15 protein-coding genes, 1 tRNA gene and 1 riboswitch are annotated in these 17,210 nt (G+C 64.0%); of the genes, 1 reads left to right on the plus strand and 15 read right to left on the minus strand.

Going from position 1 to position 17,210, the window contains the following annotated elements:
* From QRN52_RS06395 to QRN52_RS06460, 14 genes are all read right to left on the minus strand, one after another.
* Positions 1 to 326 (minus strand): DUF3417 domain-containing protein (locus QRN52_RS06395; protein WP_284751922.1); only part of this gene is annotated, 326 nt, incomplete at its 3' end.
* A 608-nt stretch (positions 327 to 934) separates the two neighbouring features.
* Positions 935 to 1,951: a LacI family DNA-binding transcriptional regulator gene (locus tag QRN52_RS06400; protein ID WP_284751983.1), complete on the minus strand. Its 1,017-nt coding sequence runs from the start codon at positions 1,949 to 1,951 to the stop codon at positions 935 to 937.
* A 399-nt stretch (positions 1,952 to 2,350) separates the two neighbouring features.
* Positions 2,351 to 2,426, minus strand: a tRNA-Ala gene (locus QRN52_RS06405).
* A 143-nt stretch (positions 2,427 to 2,569) separates the two neighbouring features.
* Positions 2,570 to 2,968, minus strand: a complete 399-nt coding sequence (gene rsfS / locus QRN52_RS06410) for a ribosome silencing factor (RefSeq protein ID WP_059389355.1) — start codon at positions 2,966 to 2,968, stop codon at positions 2,570 to 2,572.
* A 63-nt stretch (positions 2,969 to 3,031) separates the two neighbouring features.
* Complete coding sequence (locus QRN52_RS06415) at positions 3,032 to 4,276, minus strand: hypothetical protein (protein ID WP_284751923.1); 1,245 nt, start codon at positions 4,274 to 4,276, stop codon at positions 3,032 to 3,034.
* A 7-nt stretch (positions 4,277 to 4,283) separates the two neighbouring features.
* Positions 4,284 to 4,904, minus strand: coding sequence for a nicotinate-nucleotide adenylyltransferase (gene nadD / locus QRN52_RS06420; protein WP_390277809.1), 621 nt, complete (start codon positions 4,902 to 4,904; stop codon positions 4,284 to 4,286).
* A 55-nt stretch (positions 4,905 to 4,959) separates the two neighbouring features.
* Entirely contained in the window at positions 4,960 to 5,193 is a 234-nt protein-coding gene (locus QRN52_RS06425; RefSeq protein ID WP_284751925.1) for a hypothetical protein, read from the minus strand.
* A gap of 79 nt (positions 5,194 to 5,272) precedes the next feature.
* Positions 5,273 to 6,643, minus strand: coding sequence for a glutamate-5-semialdehyde dehydrogenase (locus QRN52_RS06430; RefSeq protein WP_284751926.1), 1,371 nt, complete (start codon positions 6,641 to 6,643; stop codon positions 5,273 to 5,275).
* Complete coding sequence (gene proB / locus QRN52_RS06435; RefSeq protein WP_284751927.1) at positions 6,640 to 7,830, minus strand: glutamate 5-kinase; 1,191 nt, start codon at positions 7,828 to 7,830, stop codon at positions 6,640 to 6,642. The genes QRN52_RS06430 and proB overlap by 4 nt, the downstream gene beginning before the upstream one ends.
* Entirely contained in the window at positions 7,820 to 9,409 is a 1,590-nt protein-coding gene (gene obgE / locus QRN52_RS06440; RefSeq protein WP_284751928.1) for a GTPase ObgE, read from the minus strand. The genes proB and obgE overlap by 11 nt, the downstream gene beginning before the upstream one ends.
* Before the next feature lie 143 nt (positions 9,410 to 9,552).
* A complete protein-coding gene (gene rpmA / locus QRN52_RS06445) occupies positions 9,553 to 9,816 on the minus strand; it encodes a 50S ribosomal protein L27 (protein ID WP_003803426.1) in 264 nt (87 codons plus the stop codon).
* Between the two features lie 60 nt (positions 9,817 to 9,876).
* Positions 9,877 to 10,185, minus strand: coding sequence for a 50S ribosomal protein L21 (gene rplU / locus QRN52_RS06450; protein ID WP_028267456.1), 309 nt, complete (start codon positions 10,183 to 10,185; stop codon positions 9,877 to 9,879).
* Positions 10,186 to 10,605: 420 nt separating this feature from the next.
* Positions 10,606 to 12,126 (minus strand): bifunctional hydroxymethylpyrimidine kinase/phosphomethylpyrimidine kinase, encoded by a 1,521-nt coding sequence (gene thiD, locus QRN52_RS06455; protein ID WP_284751929.1) that lies wholly within the window; start codon positions 12,124 to 12,126, stop codon positions 10,606 to 10,608.
* A riboswitch (TPP riboswitch) is annotated at positions 12,118 to 12,214 on the minus strand. Its footprint overlaps the gene before it by 9 nt.
* 160 nt (positions 12,215 to 12,374) lie before the next feature.
* Positions 12,375 to 15,533, minus strand: a complete 3,159-nt coding sequence (locus QRN52_RS06460) for an Rne/Rng family ribonuclease (protein WP_284751930.1) — start codon at positions 15,531 to 15,533, stop codon at positions 12,375 to 12,377.
* Between the two features lie 470 nt (positions 15,534 to 16,003).
* On the opposite strand from QRN52_RS06460, the gene QRN52_RS06465 reads away from it, so the two are divergent.
* Positions 16,004 to 16,699 (plus strand): vitamin K epoxide reductase family protein, encoded by a 696-nt coding sequence (locus QRN52_RS06465; protein ID WP_284751931.1) that lies wholly within the window; start codon positions 16,004 to 16,006, stop codon positions 16,697 to 16,699.
* A 90-nt stretch (positions 16,700 to 16,789) separates the two neighbouring features.
* Here QRN52_RS06465 and ndk read toward each other — a convergent pair whose 3' ends face one another.
* Positions 16,790 to 17,209 carry a nucleoside-diphosphate kinase gene (gene ndk / locus QRN52_RS06470; RefSeq protein ID WP_184741677.1) on the minus strand — a complete coding sequence of 140 codons (420 nt, stop codon included), beginning with the start codon at positions 17,207 to 17,209 and terminating at the stop codon, positions 16,790 to 16,792.
* Between the last annotated feature and the right edge of the window lies 1 nt (position 17,210).

Raw genomic sequence — 17,210 nt, forward strand, 5'->3', positions numbered from 1 at the left:
TACGCGATGCACGCCGGAGCGTCCGGACCCAGGCCCTGGTACCAGCGCGGCTCGCACAGGTACCGGTCCAGGTCCGCAGCCGCGTGCTGCACACGCTCTACGACTGCGGCGTCCGCTGCGAGCTCATGCAGTTCCTCGCGGCTGACCAAGCCCAGGAAGGTCATCGGGTCATATTTGCTTTGTTCCCAGGCCTCGGCGTTCAGCGCGGAGAACAATTCACGTGTCGGCAAATGCCACGACCAGCGCAGGTTCTTCGCCAATCGTGCCAACGGGGCGATTGCTTCCGGCAGAACCGTTCGTACAGTGAACCGTCGAATCGCTTTCACTTCCGGCCACCTTCGAACGCGGACAGAGCCGGTGTGGTCAACGTTTCCATGCGGGTACCTCCAAGAGGTTGTTGTGATGATTGGGGGATGTTGGCTAAGGGGTGGGCGCTCGGTGAGGAGGCTTCTACGGGCACCACCAGCGCAGGGCAAGCGCTTACATATTTAGAGCGGGCAACATTGGCCCCTCCGGCGCCCGGTCCTGAAACTCAGACGCAGATGGTGGTCGCCGACTTCCGTCCTCGCACTATTCCGGGCCTTGTCGGCCCTGTAATAAGGGGACGCGGTTGCTCGTGGACCCGTTGCGAAAGCTTAGGAATTCCCGTTCAGGGCGGGCTGACATCGACCGCATTTTCAACTCGGGGTATTGGTACCGAATGATTCCAAGCACGACTTACTTCCTTAGTCTCCGGGAACACTGATCGGTGACCATCCGCCATGTTGTATCAGGAGGAATCCCATCGCCGTTCGTCGACGCGCCTTGTCGACGCGGGTCGATGGCTCGACAGTAGTTGGCGGCGCAACGGTGTGTCAAATGTCACAATCACGTGTGATGGAACCGCGTAATGAATGCCTCGAATTCGCGGATTGCACCCGGCGGCGCGGTGATTCTATGGCTGGGTGGCGCGTGCCACGGCGGTGCTCCCGCGCAACGTCAGCACCGGTTCAGCGAGCCATTGCAGGGCATCTGCGCCCTCGCTCCTGAGGCGCCGGGTGAGGAATTGTGCTGCCTCGCGCCCCATGACGCCGGGTTCGGCGGACGCCGTCGTCAGGGCTGGCATGAAGCGCTCCGCTGAGCCGGCACTGGTGTTGATCGCGACAATGGAGAGAGACTCGGGGACTCGCCAACCGTGGGCCGCCGCCGCACCCAGAAGGCCTGCAGTAGCCGCTTCGTTGATCATCACGAGTCCGGTTGTTTCCGGGGACGCCTCAAGAATCCGTGCGAACACCTCGCGGCCGCCGGCAAGCGAGCTCGTTGCCGGGAACAGCCGTGCAGTGATCCCGTGCCGCGATGCGGCAGCTGCCACGGCATCCCAGGATCGGACCATCGGGCCGTATCCGCTCTCCAAGGACTCACGCGAATGCGTCACGAGGCCGATTTCCGTGTGCCCCAGGCTGGCGAGGTGCGACACTGCGAGCTCGCCCATGGCTTCAAAATCCGCGTCCACGAATGTCAAGCCCGCGGCATCCGCGGGCCGTCCGATCGTGACGAATGGAACCCCCGTTTCCAAAAGGACTGGAATCCGTTCGTCGAATGACCTGACTTCCATAAGGAGGATTCCATCCACCAGGCCTTGGGCCACGATCCGCTGCATCTCGCCCAGGTCGTCGGGGTCCATTGGCCACAGAAGAAGATGGTATCCGTCAACGCGCGCTTGTTCGGCAGCACCTTGGACGTATTCGAATTCCGTGGTGTTCATGCCTTGCTCCCCGACCGGGAAAATCAAGGAGACAATTCCGGTCCGTTTGCCGGCCAGACCCTGGGCGAGCAGGTTCGGCGTATAGCCAAGGTCGGACATGGCCTGCAGGATGCGCTCACGCGTTTCGGGCGCAATCGGCCGGACACCGCTGAGGGCATAGGACACGGTGCTCCTGGAAACGCCGGCTACCCGCGCAACATCGGCCATAGTTACCAAGGACTATCCCCCTGTATTGTCGGTGGCTGGTCAGCGATGGGCCCGCGAATCGCCGCAGTCCGCCAGGCGGCGATGCCCACCAATAGTAAACCGTAATCGGTTGGTAAAGTGACGCAGACATGCTGAACCCACTGTTGCATACACTCGGCGGCTACGCGAGGGTGCGCTCGGCCACTCTCGAGTACCGCGTGCTTAGAGCAACGCGGGGTCACTTACGGCCCATAAAGTCCGCTGGGACGGGCCGTAAGTGACCCCGCGTTGCGCTAGCCCCAGGCGCACCTCGCGGCCCGGCAACACACAAAAGGGAACCACCAGATCTGGTGGTTCCCTTTTGGTAAAAGCAGAGGCCCCGCCCGGAACTTTGAACCAAAGTCTCAGGCAGGGCCTCTATGGTGGAGCTGAGGGGACTCGAACCCCTGACCCCCTGCATGCCATGCAGGTGCGCTACCAGCTGCGCCACAGCCCCATATTTTCGCCGCTTCAGAGACCGTGAACTGGCTTGAAAACCTCATCCAGCTTTCGGATTCCTCCGAAGCAACTCAAATATCTTAGAACAGCATTTCCGAAAATTCCAAATCGGGCATATTCAGTTGGTTTGCGGCTTGGCGCCTAGGATTCCTCGACGGCAGGAGCCTTCGCCGAGGCGTCGTCACCGAGTTCCAGGTCCACAACCGGGCAGTCTTTCCACAGGCGTTCCAGCGCGTAGAAGACCCTGTCCTCGGAGTGCTGGACGTGCACCACGATGTCGGCGTAGTCCAACAGGACCCAGCGGCCTTCGGAACGCCCTTCGCGGCGTACCGGGCGGAGGTCCTGCTTGAGCAGTTCTTCCTCGATGCCGTCGACGATTGCGTTGACCTGGCGTTCGGTCGGGGCCGAGGCGATCAGGAAGACGTCAGTCAGGGCCAGACGTTCGCTGACGTCCAAGGCGATGATGTCCTCGGCCAGCTTGTCCGCTGCCGCCCGGGCGGCGTGGCGGGCCAAGAGGACGGATTGTTCATGTGCAGTCACGGGACTCCTTGTATGCGGCTTCGAGAATGAACGAAGCCTGTTCGGTGGCAAAAGCCGTTATGGTCAGCGGGAAAGTCCGCTGGTGATCATGATGATGCCCGCGATCAGGGCGATGGCTCCGATGCCAACGAGTCCAAGGACCAGAAGCCGGGTACGCTTGGCGCGCCCAAGTCCCGCCGTCGCGGCGTCGAGCGGTTCAAGTCCGTAAGCCGAACTTGCCGAAACGGGCGGATGTTCGGCCGCTTCCGCGAGTGCCCCACCGTCCGATGCGGAGCCCGACGCCGGGCGTCGACCAGCCGCTTTCGCAGCGGCCTCGGCGCGCGCCAGCACTCCTGCCCGGCCGCGCAGGCTCCGTGGCTTGCCCGACGCCGACTGCCCAGGCTTCAGTTTCGGAGCGGGGGACGTCACAAGGGGAACAAAGGTGGTGCCGGGCGGCTTCATGACGGGACGTTCGAGTCCCGGAACCTTGACGAATTCCAGGGGCGTCACCATGGCCAGGTTGCTGGCCACAGAAGGTTCAGCACGGACCGGACCAGCAGGACGGCTGTTCTGCTCAGCGAGCTTCTGCTTGGCCATCGCCCTCTTGTTGAGGATCGCCTCGCGTTCAGCCTGGGCGATTTGTTCAGCCAAAGCAACCGGATCGGCCGGCTCAGGGTCGGTTCCGGACACCTCGGATTCAGCCGCCGGGACTTTCTGCACGGCTGATTCCATTGCCGCGATGTGCTCAAGCTTGTTGGACTGATTGTTCGCCTGGGCAGCCAAGAGCTCGCGGGCCATCAAGGCCTGTTCCACCGTCATTTCCGGTGCACCGGGAGGGGGGCCTGCCGTAACGCGGACACCGCCGCCAGGCAACACGCCCGGGCGTTCAGGGCCGGGCTGCTGCTTGCCGGGAGTCTGCGCCAGGCTGCTGGATGTCCTCGGCCCGGATCCTGGTGCGGCCACCACGGGGATCGCCGAGGTGCCGGGGGCAACCTCCTCCTGCAATTGCTGCAGGCGCAACTGACGGCGCGTGGGTGGACCGCCGCGGGAAAGCTGCTGCTCCTTGTCCGCGAGTTCCTTGATGGCGCGGAGAGCTGCACGGTCGCGTGCACGCGCCTGGGAAGAACGTTCCGCGGAGGGTTTGGCGTCCAGCGGAGCATCGGCCACCCGGCGCACCCGATTGGCCGAAGCTCCACCGGACGCGTGGTTGGCGTCGTCGGTGGTAACGGCCTCGGCTACTCCGGGACTTGCGCCGGTTTCTTCCAGGCGTGCGTCCCGGGCTCGTCGAAGCTCGCGCCGGCTAGGGATGGGGGGCTGTTCCTGGCTCATTCAAAACTCACTCGGTACGGGCTTGGTGTTCTGATCCGGTCATAGCATGCAGGGGCTCCCCCATGCCGGGTTTGCCCGAGTACAGCTTGTATTTGGCGATGTACTGGACCACACCATCAGGAACGAGGTACCAGACCGGATTGCCTGCACCGACGCGGGCGCGGCAATCCGTCGAGGAGATCGCCATGGCGGGCACTTCCAGCAGGCTGACGTCCTCCCTGCCCATGCCATCAAGGACATGACCAGGCCGGGTGACACCGACAAAGTGCGCCAAGGACCAAAGCTCGTCGACGTCTTTCCAGGACAGGATCTGCGCCAGGGCGTCCGCGCCCGTGATGAAGAACAGGTCCGCATCCGGCCTCTGGGTCCGCAGATCCCTGAGGGTGTCGATGGTGAACGTGGGACCGGGGCGGTCCACGTCCACGCGGCTCACCGTGAAATTGGGGTTGGAAGCCGTGGCAATGACCGTCATCAAGTACCGGTGCTCAGCTTCGCTGACCTGCTTGTGCGACTTCTGCCAGGGCTGTCCGGTGGGCACGAAGACCACCTCGTCCAAGCGGAACTTGGCAGCAACCTCACTGGCAGCAACCAAGTGGCCGTGGTGGATGGGATCGAAGGTCCCACCCATCACGCCCAAGCGAAGTCGGCGCCCCGTTTCCTCGAAGGGTTTTGCGGCGGAAATGTTAGTGACCCAGCCCTGGGTGCTTGGCCGGGTGCTGCCGGTGCGGGTCTGAGTGCTCGTCGACTGCGTCGTGACGGTTGCCGAGGTTCGTGTAGGAGACTGCCACGAACATCAGGACCAGCAGGATGCAGAACATGGAGATGCCGAAGACGAAAGGAGGAACCCACAACGGCGCCGGCGCCTCGCTTTCGCCCCCTTGAGCGAGAATGGAAATGGCGATCTGCTGAAACTGCATTTTCTCCCCTAGCGGTTCAAAGGATTTCGACGGCGGATCCTCCCACCGTTCAGGACTTCTGTTCTATGTTACAGCGTCGCTAGCCCCGGACTTGGCCTTCACCTTGGACGATCCACTTCGTGGTGGTCAGCTCGGTGAGGCCCATGGGACCGCGTGCGTGCAGCTTCTGGGTAGAGATTCCCACCTCGGCACCGAGTCCGAGCTCGCCTCCGTCGGTGAAACGCGTGGAAGCGTTCACGATGACCGCCGCGGAGTCGATGTCCGCAATGAACTTCTCGGCGTTCGCCAGGTTGTTCGTCAGGATGGCTTCCGTGTGGCCGGTCGACCACTTGCGGATGTGCGCGACTGCCTCGTCGAGGTTGTCCACCATCGCAACCGCGAGGTCAAGGTCCATGTATTCCGTGGCCCAATCGACGTCGTCGGCCGGGACTGTTTCCACGGAACCGGACAGCGCCGCTTGAATCCGCGGATCGACATGCAAGGTGACCCCGGCGGCGCGCAAAGCGGTGGCAACGGCGGGCAGCACAGTGGATTTCGAGTGCACCAGGAGAGTCTCCACGGTGTTGCACACGCTTGGACGCTGGGTCTTGGCGTTAAGCAGGATATCGACGGCCATCTCTTCACTCGCGGATTCGTCGATGAAGATGTGCACATTGCCTTCGCCGGTCTCAATGACGGGCACGGAAGAGTTGTTCACCACAGTCTGAATCAGGTCCCGTCCACCACGGGGAATCAGCACGTCCACCCGGCCGCGGGCACGCATGAGGACGTTGGCGCCCTCGCGTCCGAATTGGTCCACGCTCTGGACGGCATCGGCCGGCAACCCAACGGATTCCAGCGCATCGCGGAGGATGGTCACAAGGGCTGCGTTGGTGTGCGCGGCAGCCGATCCGCCGCGCAGGATCACGGCATTGCCGCTCTTCAAGGCGAGCCCGGCGATGTCGACCGTGACGTTGGGGCGGGCCTCGTAGATCGCTGCGACTACTCCCATGGGCACGTTGATCTGGCGCAAGCGCAGTCCGTTGGGGAGGGTTTGGCCCCGGACGACGTTGCCGACAGGATCCGGCAAGCCTGCCAGGTTTTCAAGGGCAGCCACGAGGCCGTCGATGCGGGCAGGAGTCAAGGTCAGTCGGTCCAGCATGGCAGCGGAGGTGCCGTTGTTGCGGCCAGACTCAACATCCTTCGCGTTGGCGGCGAGGATTGACTCCTGCTGTTCCCCGAGGGCGGCGCAGATAGCGTGAAGGGCGCGGTCCTTCCAGGCACGGTTCGCCTGGGCCATACGACGCGCGGCCTGCCGCGAGCGGTCCGCGATCGAGTGCACGGCCGCCTCCACCTGCTCAGGGGTGAGCGGCGCGGTTCCCAGCTCCGGAGTTTCCGGCACCTGGGCGGCATTGCCGGAAGTCAGGGCGTCGGTCATCACAGGAGAATCAGGGGTAAGGGCCTCAGTCATTCTCCAAGTTTAGTGGAGCGGGAGGGCTGAACCAGTACGAGGTCGTCAACATGAACAACTACGCGGTCATATCCGCGGCCAAGGTCCTTGGCGAGTTCCTTGGTTGAACGGCCAAGCATGCGGGGAAGCTCTTCGGCGGAGTAGTTGACCAGCCCCCTGGCAATGACGGTGCCCTCGGCAGAAACCATCTCCACGGGATCGCCCGGCTCGAAGTCTCCCTGCACCGACGATATTCCGGCGGGCAGCAGCGATGTGTGGCGGTCGCGCACGGCTTTGACTGCGCCGTCGTCGAGCACTAAACGGCCCCGGACGGAAGCGAGGTGGGCCAGCCACAGCAGGCGCACGGGCTTGCGGTTGCCGTTGATGGCGAACCACGTGCCCACGTCCTCGCCGGCCAGTGCGGCGGCGGCATTGGCCGTGGACGTCACGAGGGCGTGGATGCCGGAGCCTGCGGCGATGGACGCCGCCTCCACTTTCGTGGTCATGCCGCCGGTGCCGACACCGGCTTTGCCGGCCTTGCCGATGGTCACGCCGACCAGGTCGGCGGGACCGGTGACGAGCGGAATGCGCTTGGCACCCAACGACGGCGGACCGTCATACAGGGCGTCTACGTCGGAAAGCAGGACCAACGCATCCGCCCGCACAAGGTGCGCCACCAAAGCGGCCAGGCGATCGTTGTCGCCAAAGCGGATTTCGTGCGTTGCCACGGTGTCGTTTTCGTTCACGACAGGCACGACGCCGAGGTTTAGCAGACGGTCAAGCGCCCGGTATGCGTTGCTGTGCTGGGTTCGCCGCATCAAGTCATCCGCAGTCAACAGGACCTGGCTGACCGTGACCCCGTGCGCCGCGAAAGCCTGCGAGTAGCGCGCCATCAAAAGCCCTTGGCCCACACTGGCTGCAGCCTGCTGCGTAGCGAGGTCCTTGGGACGCTTGGCGAGCCCGAGCGGTGCTAGACCCGCCGCGATCGCACCGGACGAGACCAGGATGATCTCCGTCCCGGAATTCCGCTTCTCGGCCAAGGCGTGGACGAGGGCAGTCAGCGCTTTTTCCGAGATGCCGCCTTTGATGCTGGTCAGCGAAGACGAACCTACTTTGACCACGATCCGCTTGGCGCCGGCCAGCGCCTGGCGTTCCGCGGCGTCGTCGCCTTCCGTGAATTCAGCGATACGGGCCGTGCTAGTCGTCATTTTCGGCTTCCAGGCCGCTTTCCTTCAGGGGCTGGGCTGCACGACGGCGGCTGACGGACTCCGTCCAGATGCCCGCCTTGCGCTCGGCCTCGAGCTCGGCCCGCGCGGCAGCCTTGGCCTCGCGTCGCTCGATCTGCTCATCGCGCTTCTGCGAACGTGTGGGACGGTCGCCGATGTCGGCAACACGGATGTCCGTGCCTCGAGGCGTCGCCAGGAGTTCGGCGCCCGCCATCATGGTGGGCTCCCAGTCGAACACGACGCCGTCCTCTTCACCGATCACCACGGTGTCGCCCGGAACGGCACCCATCTTGAACAATTCGTTTTCGATGCCGAGCTTGGCCAGGCGATCGGCCAGGTAGCCAATGGCTTCCTCATTGGTGAAGTCGGTCTGCTTGACCCAGCGGACCGGCTTCTCCCCCAGCACGCGGAAGAGCGGCTCGAGGTTCTTTTCTTCGCGGCGAATCTTGAAGCCGGACTCGTTGACGGCACGGGGGCGGAGGACGGGGGCTGCGACCTTGGGGGGCGCAATGGCCACGGCCCTGCGGGCGGCCATGACAATCTCGCCCATGGCGAAGCTCAGCTGGCGCAGGCCTTCATGGCTCGTGGCGGAAACTTCGAAGACGCGGTAGCCGCGCTGTTCCAGTTCGGGACGGACGAACTCTGCCATATCCCGGCCATCAGGCAGGTCCACCTTGTTCAGGACCACAAGCTTGGGGCGTTCGTTCAGGGGGACCACTTCGCCGTCGACACCGGCGTAGCTCATGTCCACGGCGTACTTGTCCAGCTCCTGCTCGATAATCGCAAGATCCGAGAGCGGGTCCCTGTCCGCTTCCAAGGTTCCGCAGTCCAGCACGTGCACCAGCGCGGCGCAACGCTCAACGTGGCGCAGGAAGTTGTGGCCCAGGCCCTTGCCCTCGCTCGCGCCTTCGATCAGCCCGGGAACGTCGGCAATGGTGAACCGGACGTCGCCGGCCTGGACCACGCCGAGGTTGGGGATCAAGGTAGTGAACGGGTAGTCGGCGATCTTGGGCCGCGCCGCTGACATCGCCGCGACAAGGCTGGACTTGCCTGCCGAGGGGAAGCCGACCAGCGCGATGTCTGCGATGGACTTCAGTTCCAGGACGATGTCGCTGGAGTCGCCTTCAATACCGAGGAGCGCGAAGCCGGGAGCCCGGCGCTTCTGCGAAGACAACGAAGAGTTGCCAAGGCCGCCCTGGCCGCCTGCAGCGGCGATGAACTCGGTGCCTTCACCGACAAGGTCAGCAAGGACAACGCCGTCCTTGGTCTTGACCACGGTGCCGTCCGGGACGGGAAGCACGAGGGTTTCGCCGTTCTTGCCGCCGCGCCAGTCGCCCATGCCCGGGCCACCGTTGGTTGCGTGGCGGTGCGGTGCGTGGTGGTAATCAAGCAAAGTAGTTGTCTGTGCATCGACGCGCAGGATGACGTCGCCGCCATTGCCGCCGTTGCCGCCGTCGGGTCCGCCGAGGGGCTTGAACTTCTCGCGCTTAACAGAGACACAGCCGTGGCCGCCTGTTCCGCCGGATACGTGAAGTACTACCCGGTCTACGAAGGTCGCCACGTGTTTCTCCTCTATGTGGAAATTACTGCTTGAAATGCGTTTGCCGGCTGATGCGCCGCCGCCCGCCCTAGTAAATTCTAGTGCGGTTTAAAAGACAGATGGAGCGGGCCATACGGCCCGCTCCACCCGTTCAGAACGTGTTATTACTCTGCAGCTGCAGCAGCAACGATGTTCACTACGCGACGGCCACGGCGAGTACCGAACTCAACCGCGCCTGCCTGCAGGGCGAACAGGGTGTCGTCGCCACCGCGGCCGACACCGGCGCCCGGGTGGAAGTGGGTGCCGCGCTGGCGGACGATGATCTCGCCTGCGGAAACGACCTGGCCACCGAAGCGCTTTACGCCGAGGTACTGGGCGTTGGAGTCACGACCGTTGCGAGTGGAGCTCGCGCCTTTTTTATGTGCCATTTGAAATGCCTGCCTTTAAATTCTGGGGAATCTGTTGAAAACCTGAACAGCAACCAGTGGTTACTTGATACCGGTGATCTTGATCTTGGTCAATTCTTGACGGTGACCCTGGCGCTTCTTGTAGCCGGTCTTGTTCTTGAACTTCTGGATGACGATCTTCGGACCACGGAGGTCTTCGAGGATCTCAGCCGTAACCTTGACCTTGGCCAGATCCGCAGCAGCGGAGGTGACCTTGTCACCGTCCACCAGGAGCAGTGCGGGCAGCTCAAGAGTGCTGCCGGCTCCACCGGGGACGCGGTTCAGGGTTACGTAGTCTCCAACGGAAACCTTTTCTTGGCGGCCGCCTGCGCGGACAATCGCGTACACCACTTGGGCACTCACTTCTCTCGACGTTTATTACTAAATTTGCGTGCGGAACCCCGATCCGAAAACGGGCCTGGTTCACGCTGTGCCTCAACGCCGTGGACTCCGGTACGGAATCCATGAGTCATCCCTTGAACAGTTCCAAATGAAACGTCAATTCCAAATGAAAGGTCTCTAGGGGCATAACCCAAGTGTTGGCGTAAGCACCGAAGATCTAGATTACGCTAGTTTCGCCTTCGGCTGCAAATGAGGCCAGGTCCGGAGGCTGCCACGTGATGGCTGCCACAGACTGGCTATGCCGCCATCCGGTACCGTGCCCGTCCACCTTACCCTGCCCGCCGGGAAAAGCTCGGATCCTCACCCCGACACGCTGCGGCGCCTGCCGAAACAGCCCTTCATCCCGTCCCTCCGCGACAGGAACCAAGGTCAGCTGTGCAGCCTTGGAGCATCGAAGAACGCAGTTTCATAGCGGCAGGATTGGGAGAAAGCCTCCATCATGGCCGCGCGCTCGGCCGGTGAGGCAGCCTGCGCGGCGGCATCCGTGAGGTCGATCGCCTTGCGGGTGGCCTCTGCGAACGCCTCGTCTGCGTAGGTGCGCAGCCAGTCGGCGTAAGGGTGCTCGTCCGACGCTCCTGCCTGGACATAGCCACGGTGGAGCTGCTGTCCGACCTCGGCGTACAACCAGTAGCAGGGCAGTACTGCAGCCAGCAGCACGGCATAGCTGCCCGACGCCGACGCCGCCAGCAAGTGGTCCACATAGGCCTTGGTGACGGGGCCCAGTTCTCGGCTTCCCTGGCGTCCGCTAAGCCAATTCCGATGCAGCTCGGACTCGACTTCGAGGCACATCTGCGAGCCGCGGGCCCAGAACAGCTGTTCGTTTTCGCTGGGGGCGAGCGCACTTGCACGCGCCAGGACCCGGGAATAGCCGTTGAGATAGATGGCATCCTGCGACAGGTAATAGCTGAACTGCGCTTCGCTGAGCCCACCGGTTTGCAAGTCCTGGATGAAGTCCAGGCCATAAATGGCCGCAAGCTCCGATTGGGCGGCGTCCCACATCCGGACCGCGAAGTCCCCCGGCTGAAGGGAGTGCTGGAGAGTGTGGAAATGATGGATGGGCCCGTTGCCCTTCCCCACTTCCAGCCTCTCGGATTGGGTCAGCGCCTCCTGAAGCCAGGGCTTGACTTCACGCAGGGCAGACTCCCAATCGCCGAGCCGCGCTTTTGCCGTCGCCATCGCAGACGACAGGGAACATCCCGTGCCATGGCTGTTGCGGGTCTCCACGCGTTGGCCGGCGAATTCCACCACGTCCTGGCTCAGGACTCCCCCGGTGTTGACCAGCGCATCGGGGCAGCCGGATCCTTGCAGATGGCCTCCCTTCACCAGGACGGTGTTTCCGCAGGCAGCGGCCAGACGTTTGCCTTGCTCCAACGCCGATGCCCAGTCGGTGGCAACAGGCTCGCCAAGCAGCATGGCCAATTCAGGAAGGTTGGGGGTCACCAAGTCGGCGAGGGGCAGAAGTTCCCGCAGTGCGGTTTCAGCGGACTCCGCGAGGAGCCGGTCGCCACTGGTCGCGATCATCACCGGATCCAGTACGACGACGGCGGGGCGCGCCTCGCCGAGCCAGCGGCGGACTTCGTGGATGACGGCCGCGTCCCCGAGCATGCCGATTTTGACGGCATCAACGGTGATGTCGTCGCTAATGGCATCCAATTGCTGCCGCAGGAACTCCACGGGAGGCACGTGAACGCCGGTGACTCCCTGCGTGTTTTGTACTGTGAGTGCCGTGATGACGGCCATGCCGTAACCGCCGTTGGCGGCAATGCTCTTCAGGTCAGCTTGGATCCCGGCACCGCCCGACGGATCCGAGCCGGCAATGCTGAGGACCCTGGGGATAGGGCGCTGGACGGCCTTGAGCGGGTAGACAGCCGAGTGTGCTGAAACAGTCATTCGAGACATCCCTTCGCCGGTGCTAACCGGACAGGTTCAACGGGTCTGGTCTCAGCCGGCTTGGTGCGCGGCACCCCGTGTCAGTCCCCTAGCTTAACCCGGATCACACCTCGCCCGCTGAAATCTCCCTTCGTAACCGCACTGTCGGGAGGTCCGGCAAATGGGCCGGCAAATGGGCCGGCAACGCCGAAGCCCCGGCGGTTTCCGCAAGAGCGGGAACGGCCGGGGCTTCGGACTGGGTACTGCGTTTAGAGTTCGGACTTGGGCACGCCGACTCCGAGAATGATCGGTTCTGCTGCCGCCGTCGACTTGGCCGGAGCGGCGTCGGGCGCCTTGGCCTCGTGCGCGGCCCCACCGGAGGCAGCGGCTGCAACCTCGTGGTGCTCCACGTTGGTGGCGTTGGCGGCACCCTGGGCACGGCTGGCACTACGGTTGCGGCGGCCCCGGCGTCCACGCGAAGCCGACTCCAGGGATTCCCCGCTTGCAACGGCCGCGGGAGCCTCTGCGGGCGCTTCCCGGGACTCCGTTGCGGCCGTCGCGGTGTCCGGAGCTTCTCCGAGGCCCGCGAATGCCTGCGCCAACAGATCCAGGCTCATGGCAGGAGCGCCACTCGCCGGCTCTTCTTCGTGGTGGACGAAAGGCAACGCCACTTCCTCGCCGCCGAATCGCAGCACAGGCTTCGAGCGTTCCTCGCTACCCGAAGCAGCGGCAGGAGCCGAGACCGGGGCCGCGGGTGCCTGCAGAGGGGTTGCTTCCGCTGCGTGCCCGTCGGCGAGCAATTCCGCCGCGTGGTGGAGTTCGTCGTCGTGCAGGTGGGCAGCGTGGGCCGCAGCCGCGATGGTCGCAAGGGCTGCGCGGGTGGCTGCCTGGCGGTTCGGATCAGTGGATTCCACGGAGTGGACCGGCACAGGAGGGGTGATCGGGAGCTCGGAAGTCCCTTGCCCTGTCCCCCTGCCGCGGCGGCGCTTGCGCTGCTCCGGGCGGACGGCCGGGAGTGACTCCGTGCGCGGGTGGTGGTGTTCAGCGGCCACCACGTTGGCCCGGCGATGCTCCACGGGCTCGTCATGCGTGACAATTCCGCGCCCTGCGCACGTTTCGCACTGCTCGCCGAAGACCTCAAGCAGGCCGGTGCCCATGCGCTTGCGGGTCATCTGGACCAATCCAAGCGACGTCACTTCCGCGACCTGGTGCTTGGTGCGGTCCCGGCCGAGGCACTCGACCAGGCGGCGCAACACGAGATCGCGGTTGGATTCCAGGACCATGTCGATGAAGTCGATGACGATGATTCCGCCGATGTCGCGCAAGCGCAGCTGGCGGACCACTTCCTCGGCGGCCTCAAGGTTGTTCTTGGTGACGGTTTCTTCGAGGTTGCCACCGCTGCCGGTGAACTTTCCGGTGTTGACGTCAACAACCGTCATGGCCTCGGTGCGGTCGATCACGAGCGAACCACCGGAGGGCAGGAAGACCTTGCGCTCCAATGCCTTGTGGATCTGTTCGTCCACGCGCCATGCCGAGAAGATGTCCTGATCCGACGTCCACTTTTCGAGACGTCCCACCAGATCCGGCGCCACATAGGTGACGTAGGCCTCGATGGTGTCCCAGGCTTCATCGCCGGAAACGATGAGCTTGGAGAAGTCCTCGTTGAAGACGTCGCGGACAACCTTGATGGTGAGGTCCGGTTCGCCGTACAGCAGTTCCGGGGCCAGGATCTTGGTGGATGTGGACTGGCTTTCGATGCCTTCCCACTGGGCCCGCAGGCGGTTGATATCGTGCGTCAGTTCTTCCTCGGAAGCACCCTCGGCGGCGGTGCGGACAATGACGCCCGCGTTCTCGGGGAGGCGGTCCTTGAGGATCTTCTTCAGACGGTTGCGCTCGACGTCGGGCAGCTTACGGGAGATGCCGGTCATGGAACCGCCGGGCACGTACACAAGGTAGCGGCCGGGAAGCGAAATCTGGCTCGTCAGGCGTGCGCCCTTGTGGCCCACGGGGTCCTTGGTGACCTGGACCAGCACGGAGTCGCCTGATTTCAGGGCGTTTTCGATGCGGCGCGGCTTGCCTTCCAGGGTGACGGCATCCCAGTTGACTTCACCGGCGTACAGCACGGCATTGCGGCCGCGTCCGATGTCGATGAATGCGGCTTCCATCGACGGCAGCACGTTCTGGACCTTGCCCAGGTAGACGTTGCCGATCAGGGAATCCTGCTGTGTCTTGGACACGAAGTGCTCCGCGAGCACGCCGTCTTCCAGGACACCGATCTGGATCCTGTCGTCGCGCTGGCGAACGATCATCTGGCGGTCGACGGACTCACGGCGAGCCAGGAATTCGGCCTCGGTGATGACCTGGCGGCGGCGGCCGGTCTCGCGGGACTCGCGGCGGCGCTGCTTCTTGGCTTCAAGGCGAGTAGAGCCCTTGACGCTCGTGACGCGGTCCGAGCTGCTGGTGGTCTCAACGTGTGCGCGGGGAGCGCGGACACGGGTGACAGTGTTGGGGGGATCGTCGTCTCCGCCGCCCGTCAGCTCCAGGTCCTGGTCACCACGACGCCGGCGCCGACGGCGACGGGAGGTCACGCCTTCTTCGAGCGCCTCCTCGGTACCGGCTTCTGCCTCGTCCTCGGATTCCGCAGAGGTTTCTTCTCCTGCTTCGTCACGCTCGGTGCCCCGGCGTCCGCGACGGCCACGGCTGCGACGCCGACGGCGGCTGCCGGCCTCGTCCAGTTCGTTGTCCTCGGAAACTTCCTCAGCTTCGGCCCGCGGTTCTTCTTCGACGACGGCCGGCCGGACAACTGCGCTCAGGTCCGGTGCCTGGAAGATCATGGACGTTACGGAGGCAGGCTCCAGGAACAGCGACGCGATCGGGCTCGCAGCTTCCGCCTCGGCGGCCGGCGCCTCGGTGGTTTCCTCGGGCGTAATCTCCGCAGCCGGAGCTTCTTCAGGCGCAGTCTCCGCAGCGGGCGCTTCCTCGGGCGCAATCTCCGGAGCGGGCGCTTCGACCGCTGCTTCTTCGGAAACGGGCTCGGCGCTCTTTGCCCTCGTCGTGCGACGGCGGCGGACCGGCTTTTCGGGGGCGGTTTCGGCCTCTGCTGCTACACCAGGCACGACGGCGGCGGCAGCCTCCGTCGCCTCACCAGCTTCCGTCGGAGCTTCCTCAGCGAAACCTGGCAACGGCTCCGGAGTTTCTACCTTCTTTCGAGCCCTGCTACGCCGGACAGGGGCCTTGGGGTCTTCGGTGTCCGCCGACTCGGCGAGCGGCTCAACGGTGGCTGCGGCAGCTCCGGCGTCGGGGGTTTCGTCCGCGGCGACCGTCTTCGGTGCCGCCTTGCGCCGGGTGCGGGTGACCTTCTTGGGTGCTTCAGTGGTCTCGGTGGACGCCGCATCTTCGGCGGCGGCTACAACTTGCTCGTTATCCATATGTGGCAACACTCCTGCCCTTGCGCAACCGCCACATCCGGTGCCCAGAGGGGCAATATTGTCAAAACCCGCAGGCGTTGACAGAAGTCAGTAGTAGTCTTTCCGGTTCGCACCAGCATGGGGGTGCGGCATCCACGGAAAGCCGGCTTCGCTCCAAACCCGTTGTTCTAATGCCACAACCAGGTGCCGTCCATTGTCACTGCGGGCCTACCGGGGATCATTGGATCCTGGGCATGCCCTGCATATGACTGGCGGTCTTGGGAACAAGATACCGGACCGGATTCCGCATGTGGATCGGCTTCCGGCCATGTTCATTCTCTCACACGCCCGCACTCCCGGCAGGAAGCACACCCTGAAAGCTTCCGTGCCGCCGCCCTCCCTGGGCAGAAGCTTTCAGCCGCCGCGGCTAGAATCCTCCCAAGAGCAGTCCCCGGCCGTGCGCCGGGCCTTCCAGAAAAGGACAGCCAACCATGCCGAGCCCCGCCAGCCCGAACCTGGCCAACAACGATGCCCGCTCCCGGCAGGAGAAAACCGGGAAAACCCCCGACGGGAAGGACGCCGCCGACGCAGCCTTGCCGCGCATGGTCCGCGACCGTCCCTTTGCGTGGCTCCTCCTCGCCACCGGCGCCATCGCATGGCTTGCATCCGGGTCGCTCGTGCTGGAAAAGCTGCAGGTTCTGATCGATCCCAACCATGTAACGGCCTGCGACCTCAATCCCTGGGTATCCTGCGGCAGCGTCATGAAGACACCGCAGAGTTCAGTTTTCGGCTTCCCCAACATGTTCATCGGCATCGTCGCCTTCGCCGTGATCATCACCACCGCCATGGCGATCTTTGCCGGGGCCAAGTTCGCGCGTTGGTACTGGATCGGACTGCAAACCGGCATCACACTGGGCTTCATCTTCATCGTCTGGCTATGGTCCCAGGCACTGTATGTCATTCACATCCTGTGCCCGTTCTGCATGGTGGTGTGGGCCTGCATGATCCCGCTCTTCGTCTTCGTGACCATCAGGAACGTAGCGCACGGCGTCATTCCAGCGCCCGCACGCCTGGCCAAGATCCTCAGCGAGTCCGGTTGGATCATCTCCGCGCTGCTCTACGTTGGCGTGATCGCGAGCATTTTCTTCGCCTTCATCAATGTCTTCATCGGTACCTCGGGATACTGAGCACGTATCCCTCATTTGAGCCATTAACAGCCGAAGGGGCCCATGTTCGCGTGAACATGGGCCCCTTCGGCTGTTTGGCGTGGCTGGAAGCTACGCGCCGAACCAGATCTTGATCTCGCGCTCGGCGGAATCCACCGAATCGGAACCGTGGACCAGGTTCTGCTGCACGGCCAGGCCCCAGTCACGGCCGAAGTCGCCGCGGATGGTGCCGGGCGCCGCCGTCGTCGGGTCCGTGGTTCCCGCAAGGGAACGGAAGCCTTCGATTACGCGGTGGCCCTCGAAGATAGCAGCGACAACCGGGCCGCTGAGCATGAACTCGACGAGCGGCTCGTAGAACGGCTTGCCCAGGTGCTCTTCGTAGTGCTGCTCCAGCAGTTCGCGGGTGGCGTTGACCTTCTTCAATTCGGCCAAGGAATAGCCCTTGGACTCGATGCGGGCGAGGATGCTGCCGCTCAAGTTGCGGGCGACGCCGTCGGGCTTGATCAGTACAAGGGTGCGCTCAATGCTCACG

The organism is Arthrobacter sp. efr-133-R2A-120, from assembly GCF_030209835.1.
Lineage (GTDB): Bacteria > Actinomycetota > Actinomycetes > Actinomycetales > Micrococcaceae > Arthrobacter.

What these genes read in the sequence shown, in the direction of transcription:
- QRN52_RS06415 (WP_284751923.1), bottom strand. Translation starts at nt 4,276, where the DNA reads ATGAGCCAGGAACAGCCCCCCATCCCTAGCCGGCGCGAGCTTCGACGA.
- rpmA (WP_003803426.1), bottom strand. Translation starts at nt 9,816, where the DNA reads ATGGCACATAAAAAAGGCGCGAGCTCCACTCGCAACGGTCGTGACTCC.
- QRN52_RS06430 (WP_284751926.1), bottom strand. Translation starts at nt 6,643, where the DNA reads ATGACTGAGGCCCTTACCCCTGATTCTCCTGTGATGACCGACGCCCTG.
- QRN52_RS06465 (WP_284751931.1), top strand. Translation starts at nt 16,004, where the DNA reads ATGCCGAGCCCCGCCAGCCCGAACCTGGCCAACAACGATGCCCGCTCC.
- nadD (WP_390277809.1), bottom strand. Translation starts at nt 4,904, where the DNA reads ATGGGTGGGACCTTCGATCCCATCCACCACGGCCACTTGGTTGCTGCC.
- QRN52_RS06425 (WP_284751925.1), bottom strand. Translation starts at nt 5,193, where the DNA reads ATGCAGTTTCAGCAGATCGCCATTTCCATTCTCGCTCAAGGGGGCGAA.
- thiD (WP_284751929.1), bottom strand. Translation starts at nt 12,126, where the DNA reads ATGACTGTTTCAGCACACTCGGCTGTCTACCCGCTCAAGGCCGTCCAG.
- QRN52_RS06460 (WP_284751930.1), bottom strand. Translation starts at nt 15,533, where the DNA reads ATGGATAACGAGCAAGTTGTAGCCGCCGCCGAAGATGCGGCGTCCACC.
- QRN52_RS06400 (WP_284751983.1), bottom strand. Translation starts at nt 1,951, where the DNA reads ATGGCCGATGTTGCGCGGGTAGCCGGCGTTTCCAGGAGCACCGTGTCC.
- proB (WP_284751927.1), bottom strand. Translation starts at nt 7,830, where the DNA reads ATGACGACTAGCACGGCCCGTATCGCTGAATTCACGGAAGGCGACGAC.